Origin of the sequence: Bartonella sp. MR30HLJHH (assembly GCF_042194195.1) — a bacterium.
GTDB lineage: Bacteria > Pseudomonadota > Alphaproteobacteria > Rhizobiales > Rhizobiaceae > Bartonella > Bartonella grahamii.
In genome coordinates this window covers 19,605-27,820 of record NZ_JBHIMO010000015.1, presented here as the reverse complement: position 1 = coordinate 27,820, position 8,216 = coordinate 19,605, and the positions used below count along the sequence as shown (strand labels likewise).

Sequence of the window (8,216 nt, the reverse complement as noted above, 5' to 3'; positions counted from 1 at the left end):
CGCGCTTTAAGAGAAGCTAAAAAACAAGGTTGTGAACTCGTAGAAATCAAACCTACCGGTGAACTGCTTATCTATCTTAAATCCGATATTCCAATACCAAATTCAGTTAACCACCCAGACAAACTTTTAGATTTGTCAAAGAATGAATATTACGAAACCGCACTCTCTAAGATGTAAAATACCATGCCAAAACCACGTCCTCCTCATCTCGTTAAACAAATTACTCAACATGGCAAAATTGTATGGTATGTACGTATTGGTCATGGCAAACGCATTAGAATACGCGGTGCCTATGGAACGCAAGAGTTTGTTGATAACTACAAAAGCGCACTTGCCGAGTTACAAGGACTGATACTTCCTAAATCAAAAACTGGTAAACTTGTTGAAGGTTCATTTGCATGGCTGCTTAAACAATACTTTAACAGCTCTAATTGGCATAATCTTGCTAAAGGAACCCAAGAACAGAGAGAACGTATCCTTATAAAGGTATGCGATACAATAGGCAACGTTCCATACCAAATAATTGATAAAAAACATATCATAGCCGGCGTTGAACGGCGGAAAGAAACGCCAGCAATGGCTAGAGAATTTCTGAAAGCCCTTAATGGGCTGTTTAATTGGGCAATTGATCAAGGTCTTTTGGAGAATAATCCGACTTTAGGAGTCAAAAGACCATCTACCAAAAATAAAGACGGCTTTCCTGTTTGGACAGAAGAAGATGTTGAGAAATATTATCACAAATGGCATCATGGTACCCATGAACGTGTCTGGATTGATGTTCTTTTATATACGGGCTTGCGTCGTGGTGATGCGGTTCGCATTGGCTGGAAAGATGTCAAAGATAATATCATCCATCTCAAAACAGAAAAGAGCCAATTTAAAACAGATGTTTTTCTTCCTATTTTACCGGAATTAGCCAAAACGCTTGAAGCTGGTCCTATTGGTGATGAAACATTTATTTGTGGTAAATACAGCCAAAAATTACACAAAAATAGTTTCGGAAGTGTATTTTACAAGGCATGTACTCAAGCAGGTATCAAAAAATCGGCGCATGGATTGAGAAAATTAGCAGCAACACGCGCAGCTAATTCTGGTGCAACAGTATCACAATTGAAAGCATTATTTGGCTGGACAAATGATAATATGGCATCTCTTTATACAAAGAGTGCAGATCGTAAAAAATTAGCCTTAGAATCTATAAAAAAGCTTCAAAAAAATGAGGGATAGGGGCAAAAAAACGTAATAGAATCAAGATTCACCTATTCCCTCACTATTGCAGTAATGTATTGATTTAATAGAGATAGATTACTCTGTTTCAGCATCACTCTCATTAAAAGACAAAAGATTAAAACTTTGGACCATATGAGGCGGTAAAGGTGCAATAATATCCAATATTCCTCCTGAAGGATGAGGAATACGAATACGACGTGCATGAAGATGAAGACGGTTTTGAATTCCTCCTGGTAATGTCCAATTACTATCAGAAAAAAAATACTTTGTATCGCCAATGATCGGATGATCCATATAGGCAGCATGCACACGAAGCTGATGTGTTCTCCCTGTATAGGGTTCCATTTCAAGCCACGAAAGAGCCCGCCCTCGCGTATCTAAAACGCGATAGTAGGAAACCGCATGATGTGAATCTGGCTCCCCATGTTCACAAACACGCATTTTATCACCTTGTGCAGTCATTTCCTTAACCATCCACGTTGAAATTTTGTCCTGCTTTTTTTTAGGCACGCCCCGAACCAACGCCCAATAAGTCTTTTTTGTTTCTCGCGCTCTAAAAGCAGCTGTTAAGGACTGAGCAGCTCCCCTTGATCGCGCAACAATAAGGGCACCCGACGTCTCACGATCAAGACGATGAACCAAACGCGGCTTTTCACCTTTTTTATTGCGCCATACCTCAAGCATACTATCCATATGACGTGTTAAACCAGAGCCTCCTTGTACAGCCAACCCAGCTGGCTTGTTAAAAACAAATACCTTTGGATCTTCATAAAGCAGCATTTTTTTCAAAACGGTTTCATCATCCTGCCCACGAAGTGTTTTATCCGTTATTGAAAGATTTGCCTTATCATTAATAGGGAGAGGCGGAATACGAACAGCTTGCCCCATACAAAGACGCGTATCGGCTTTAACACGTCCACCATCAAGCCGTATCTGACCAGAACGCAACAATTTCTGCAAAGCTCCAAAACCAAGTCCTGGATAATGCACCTTAAACCAGCGATCTAAGCGCATTCCATTTTCATCTACCTCAACTTTTTTTATTTCTACGCCTGCCATGAAAATTCCCTTACCTGATAATTTTCTCTGCCCAAAATTTTTTACCTGATAATTTTATTGATCTATTTTACGCCTTTATAAACACAAAAATTCATATTTTAGTTGGCTTTATCACACCATATTACAGTTAGTATCCAAAATTGCCTTTTCTTAACGGTCAAATTCTATTAGCTAAAAACTAAGCGTTATAAAAATCAACAGCCTTTACGCTTAATAGCGAATGGAGATAATTAACCGTGTCCTTATTCAAAACTTATGCACGTGTTCTCACTTACCTAAATAGAGAAAAAAATGCATCCCTTTTAATCTGTACCGCTAATGTTATGTTAGCTATTATCACCATTGCAGAACCTATTTTATTCGGACGTGTTATTGATTCTATTTCAGAAAAATCAGCTATCATTCCTACTCTTACCCTTTGGGTTTGTTTTGGACTTTCACATATTATTGCTTATGTCCTTGTTGCTCGCGGTGCTGACCGCTTAGCCCATAAACGCCGCTTAACGGTTTTAACGGAATCTTTCGAACGTATCATTGCCATGCCTTTAATTTGGCATCAACAACGTGGGACTTCCAACGCACTCCATACACTTTTGCGCGCAATAGATTCCATGTCAACCATATGGCTTGATTTTATGCGCCAACACCTCTCAACACTTGTCGCCTTATTGGTTCTCATCCCCATAGCGTTTAATATGAATTGGCGTCTTTCAATAGTCTTGGTTGTGCTTGCCATCATCTACGTATTAATTGCACGTTTAGTGATGCGAAAAACAAAAGACGGACAAGCCACTGTAGAATGCTACCATCACAACCTTTTTAAACATGTCAGTGATTCAATCTCTAATGTTTCCATTGTACAAAGTTATAACCGAGTAGAAGAAGAAACTTCTATACTGCATCAACATACAAATGCTTTGCTTAAAGCACAAAATCCTGTTCTCAATTGGTGGGCACTGGCCAGTGGCTTAAATCGAATGGCTTCAACAATTTCAATCGTTTTTGTTCTTCTTCTTGGAGCTTTTTTTGTTGCAAAAGGTCAATTACGAGTAGGTGAAGTTGTTGCTTTTGTTGGATTTGCACAACTCATGATTAGCCGTCTAGACCAAATGAGTAATTTTATTAATTGTGCAATATCCTCACAAGCAAAACTGCAAGAATTTTTTGAAATGGAAGACTCAACCTTTCATATCAACGAACCGCAAAATCTTCCTTCCCTCCAAAATGTTAAAGGCGCCATACAATTCCATCACGTGACCTATAAATTCCCAAATTCTTCTCAAGGTGTTTTTGATGTTTCCTTTGAGGTTAAAGCAGGACAAACTGTTGCGATTGTAGGACCAACAGGGGCTGGGAAGACAACATTGATCAATCTGTTACAGCGCGTATACGACCCTGCCTTTGGGCATATCTCCATTGATGGAATAAATATATGCTCGATCAATCGCGAATCTTTACGCAAATCTCTAGCAACAGTATTTCAAGACTCGGGTCTTTTCAACCGTACTATTTATGACAATATTTCAATAGGAAAAGCGAGCGCAACAAATGAAGAACTTTATGAAGCAGCAAAAATAGCAGAAGCTCACGATTTTATTCTAAAAAAAGCTGACTGTTATAACACAATAGTGGGCGAACGAGGATCTCAATTATCAGGTGGAGAAAAACAGCGGCTAGCAATTGCACGCGCTGTTTTAAAAAACGCCCCCATTCTCATTCTAGATGAAGCAACAAGCGCTCTTGATGTTGAAACAGAAGCACGTGTCAAAGATGCTCTCGATTCCATACGCCATAACCGCACTACTTTTATTATAGCACATCGCCTCTCAACAGTACGCAATGCTGATGTGATACTCTTTCTGGAACATGGTTACTTAATGGAAAAAGGAAACTTTCAAGAATTGATCGATAAAGGAGGGCGTTTCTCTAAATTTTTAAAGGCAAGTGGTTTAACAATCAAACCACCAGAAAGAGAAGGAGAAAATGTTATCCCCTTACACGAAGCCATAGCATCATAAAAATGATACTCTTCATAAATCTTATGCAAAAAAAATTCCTCAATACAACAAAAGTACTTATATAATACAAATGAAAAGATTTCTAAAAATACCACAATCCATTTTAGGTATTTAAGACAGATATTAAAACAATTTAGTATTTTCTCTGCTATTGCAATTTTACTAGATTGGGATAAAAATATTGCCCTATATCTGTACGTATTAACGAGTGTACACTCTCATTTAGGAAAAATATAAAGATGTAAAGGTAAAAATAACTTCCAGTTTTACCGTCTTCTTTTAACTCAGCTTTACGAATTTCAAAACGAACTAAAGCAATAGCTTTTTAATAATGAATATCATGTATTTCTTTTTGTTTATCACGTTCTTTATCGTCCTCTCATAAAGAACAGAATGTCATTGTTTTGCACATTCATATGGCTTTTTTAGAAACATTTCTCAATGCTCCTAAGCCCATTTCACAACGACATCCATGAGTGATTTTGATTAATTTAACATACACAGAATTTGAAATGATAAATTATCATTATAAATTAGACATTAATCTAAATCTTTAGATTTGTATAACATTCCTTTGATTTATATTGATAATTCATTATTTTATAACTTGAAATAAAAATTTATAAAGATAGGAGAATGTTCTTTTCAAGACCTTTTAATGATAAATAAAAAAACTGTTTGCTTGTACATAACAAGCAAAATGAAAACAATACAATATCTCTAAGATACGACAACTCTTTTATAAGCCTTTTCAAGGAAAGGGATTTTAGTTATTTGAAAGCTAATAAAATAATGACAGCTTATAACTTTATAAGGATAATCGTATGCAATAAATCTTGTATTATCCCTTTCATAAAAAGAGATGTTTCTTCAAAAAAATCTATAGGAGCAACACAATAACTAATCTTCCTAGTAAAAGAATAGACAGCAAAGCATGAAGTGCTGCATAATCTATCTTATCTTAAAACGGTAACTCCTGAAACGCTTGGAAGCTATAAAGCCAAATGAAAAAGTGATGATAAAGACAAACACTGTTTTTGTCTTTACAATTGTATTTTCCCCCAATTACGCTGTATCTTGATTTCAGAAACACACCAGATGGATATTCGTGGTACTAGATGCCAACCCAATATAAAAATGTAAAAAACATCTATGCAGAATGATTTCATTCTTTAATTTTTTTCCAGAAAATCTTTTAGTGCCGCAAATGCCTCATCAGCTTTGTTCCCCTCAGGACCACCAGCCTGCGCCATATCAGGACGGCCACCTCCACCTTTACCACCAAGCATACCTGAAAGAATACGAACGAGATCAACAGCATTTAACTTATCCGTTAAATCATCCGTAACGCCAACAACAGCACTCCCTTTTCCATCCTCTGAGACACTAATAAAAGCAACCACTCCAGATCCGATTTGTTTTTTCTCAGAATCGACGAGCGCCTTAAGATCCCGTGGTAAAATATTTTTAACAACGCGTCCGGTAAAAGAAAACCCATTGATGATGGTAATATCACCTTGGCTCCTTTCTGTTATTCCACCACTCAACATCATTTTCTTGCGTACATCATTCAATTCTTTTTCAAGTTTACGACGATCATCAAGTAAAATTCGCACCCGTTCTTCCACGCCAGCAGAAGAAGTTTTTAAAAGATCAGCAATTTCATGAATACGTTCATCTTGGCGGCTAAGATAAAGACGTGCTTCTTTGCCTGTTAAAGCTTCAATACGCCGCACTCCAGCCGAAACAGAACTTTCAGAAAAAATATGAATCAAACCAATATCCCCTGTTCGCTCCACATGTGTGCCTCCACAAAGCTCTATTGACCAATGCTTTTTTAATTTTGCCTGTTCAAGTGGCTCCCCCATAGAAACAACGCGAACTTCATCACCATACTTCTCACCAAATAATGCCATTGCACCTTCAGAAATTGCATCATCTACAGCCATGAGGCGCGTTACCACTCTACTATTTTGCAAAATAATCTCATTTGCTAAATCTTCTATTTTTTTCAGTTCTTCTGGTAAAACGGATTTTGGATGAGAAAAATCAAAACGCAACCGATCTGGCGATACAAGAGAGCCTTTTTGTGTAACATGAGATCCCAAAACTTGTCGTAAAGCTTCGTGTAACAAATGGGTAGCAGAATGATTTCCACGAATTTTTTTACGACGAACAACATCAACGTTTAATTCTACACAATCAGACCTTGATGCCTGACCAGATTTCACCTCCCCAATATGGATAAAAACACCATCACCCTTTCTTTGGGTATCATGCACCTCAAAAATAAAATTTTTACCAGAAATGATCCCACTATCACCAATTTGTCCACCAGATTCACCATAAAAAGGTGTCTGATTAACAACAAGCATAGCTTTCTGACCTAAAGAAATATGATCAACAAGTTTACCATCACACACGAGAGCTGTAAGAATGCCTTTAGCCGTTTCTGTTTCATAACCCAAAAATTCTGTAGCCCCCACTTTATCACGAACAGAAAACCAGATCTTTTCTGTTACAGCTTCCCCAGAACCAGACCAATTGGCACGCGCTTCCTCTTTTTGACGTTCCATCGCTTTATCAAAGGTATCAACATCAACAGATATTCCACGACGCCGCAAAACATCCTGCGTTAAATCAAGCGGAAAACCATAGGTATCATAAAGCTTGAAAGCAACTTCACCATTTAAATGATCTCCTTCTTTAAGATCGGTACTTGCTTCATTTAACAAACCAAGTCCTCGTTCAAGCGTTTTACGAAAACGTATTTCTTCTAACCTTAAAGTTTCTGAAATTAAAGATTCAGCACGCACCAATTCAGGATAGGCTTGTCCCATTTCGCGGTTCAAAGCAGGCAAAAGTTGCCACATTAAGGGCTCTTTAGCACCAAGAAGATGCGCATGACGCATAGCACGACGCATAATACGACGTAAAACATATCCTCTTCCTTCATTAGAAGGAAGCACACCATCAGCAATCAAAAATGCAGATGAGCGAAGATGATCAGCAATGACACGATGGCTGACAATAAAATCACCCTTTGCCTCAATCCCTGTAATTTCTTCTGATGCAGCAATTAATGCACAAAAAAGATCAATGTCATAATTATCATGAACGCCCTGTAAAACAGCAGCAATACGCTCTAATCCCATACCGGTATCAATAGAAGGATGAGGCAAATCAACACGTTCTTCCTGAGAAATCTGCTCATATTGCATAAAAACAAGATTCCAAATCTCAATAAAGCGATCGCCATCTTCTTCCATACTTCCAGGAGGACCGCCCCAGATTTCATCGCCATGATCATAAAAAATCTCCGAACAAGGACCACAGGGTCCTATTTCTCCCATCGACCAAAAATTATCAGCCGTCGCAATACGGACAATTTTTTCATCTGGAAGACCTGAAATTTTACGCCACAGTTCAGCAGCAACTTCATCACTCTGGTAAACTGTCACCAACAATTTATCTTTTGGTAGACAAAATTCCTTCGTTAAAAGATTCCATGATAAAAAAATGGCTTCTTCTTTGAAATAATCACCGAAAGAAAAATTACCCAGCATTTCAAAAAATGTATGATGACGCGCCGTATAACCAACATTATCAAGATCATTATGCTTTCCACCCGCACGAACACATTTTTGTGCCGTTGTTGCCTGCTTATAAGGAGGTTGTTCAAGTCCAGTAAAAACATTTTTAAACTGCACCATCCCTGCATTTGTAAACATAAGTGTAGGATCATTTCGCGGAACAAGCGGACTAGAAGCAAGAACTTTATGCCCATTACGATGAAAATAATCCAAAAATATTGACCGAATATTATTAACACTATTCATACTGACACCTGCTCAATACAGCACAAAACCATAAAAGAAAAATCCCCCTCATTAAATATCCTCTTCATCA

4 protein-coding genes are annotated in these 8,216 nt (G+C 37.7%); 2 read left to right on the top strand and 2 right to left on the bottom strand.

Annotation, left to right across the window (positions count from 1 at the left end):
* Positions 1-183: 183 nt before the first annotated feature.
* Positions 184-1,227 (top strand): tyrosine-type recombinase/integrase, encoded by a 1,044-nt coding sequence (locus tag ACFIKR_RS07720; protein ID WP_375647666.1) that lies wholly within the window; start codon positions 184-186, stop codon positions 1,225-1,227.
* A gap of 78 nt (positions 1,228-1,305) precedes the next feature.
* On the opposite strand, the gene ACFIKR_RS07715 is transcribed toward ACFIKR_RS07720, so the two are convergent.
* Positions 1,306-2,289 (bottom strand): RluA family pseudouridine synthase, encoded by a 984-nt coding sequence (locus ACFIKR_RS07715; protein WP_375659438.1) that lies wholly within the window; start codon positions 2,287-2,289, stop codon positions 1,306-1,308.
* Between the two features lie 236 nt (positions 2,290-2,525).
* On the opposite strand from ACFIKR_RS07715, the gene ACFIKR_RS07710 reads away from it, so the two are divergent.
* Complete coding sequence (locus ACFIKR_RS07710; protein ID WP_375659437.1) at positions 2,526-4,307, top strand: glucan ABC transporter ATP-binding protein/ permease; 1,782 nt, start codon at positions 2,526-2,528, stop codon at positions 4,305-4,307.
* Positions 4,308-5,479: 1,172 nt separating this feature from the next.
* On the opposite strand, the gene alaS is transcribed toward ACFIKR_RS07710, so the two are convergent.
* Positions 5,480-8,146, bottom strand: a complete 2,667-nt coding sequence (gene alaS, locus ACFIKR_RS07705) for an alanine--tRNA ligase (RefSeq protein WP_375659436.1) — start codon at positions 8,144-8,146, stop codon at positions 5,480-5,482.
* Between the last annotated feature and the right edge of the window lie 70 nt (positions 8,147-8,216).

Excerpts from the sequence above, each read along its gene's own strand:
- ACFIKR_RS07720 (WP_375647666.1), top strand. The coding sequence starts at position 184 with ATGCCAAAACCACGTCCTCCTCATCTCGTTAAACAAATTACTCAACAT.
- ACFIKR_RS07715 (WP_375659438.1), bottom strand. The coding sequence starts at position 2,289 with ATGGCAGGCGTAGAAATAAAAAAAGTTGAGGTAGATGAAAATGGAATG.
- alaS (WP_375659436.1), bottom strand. The coding sequence starts at position 8,146 with ATGAATAGTGTTAATAATATTCGGTCAATATTTTTGGATTATTTTCAT.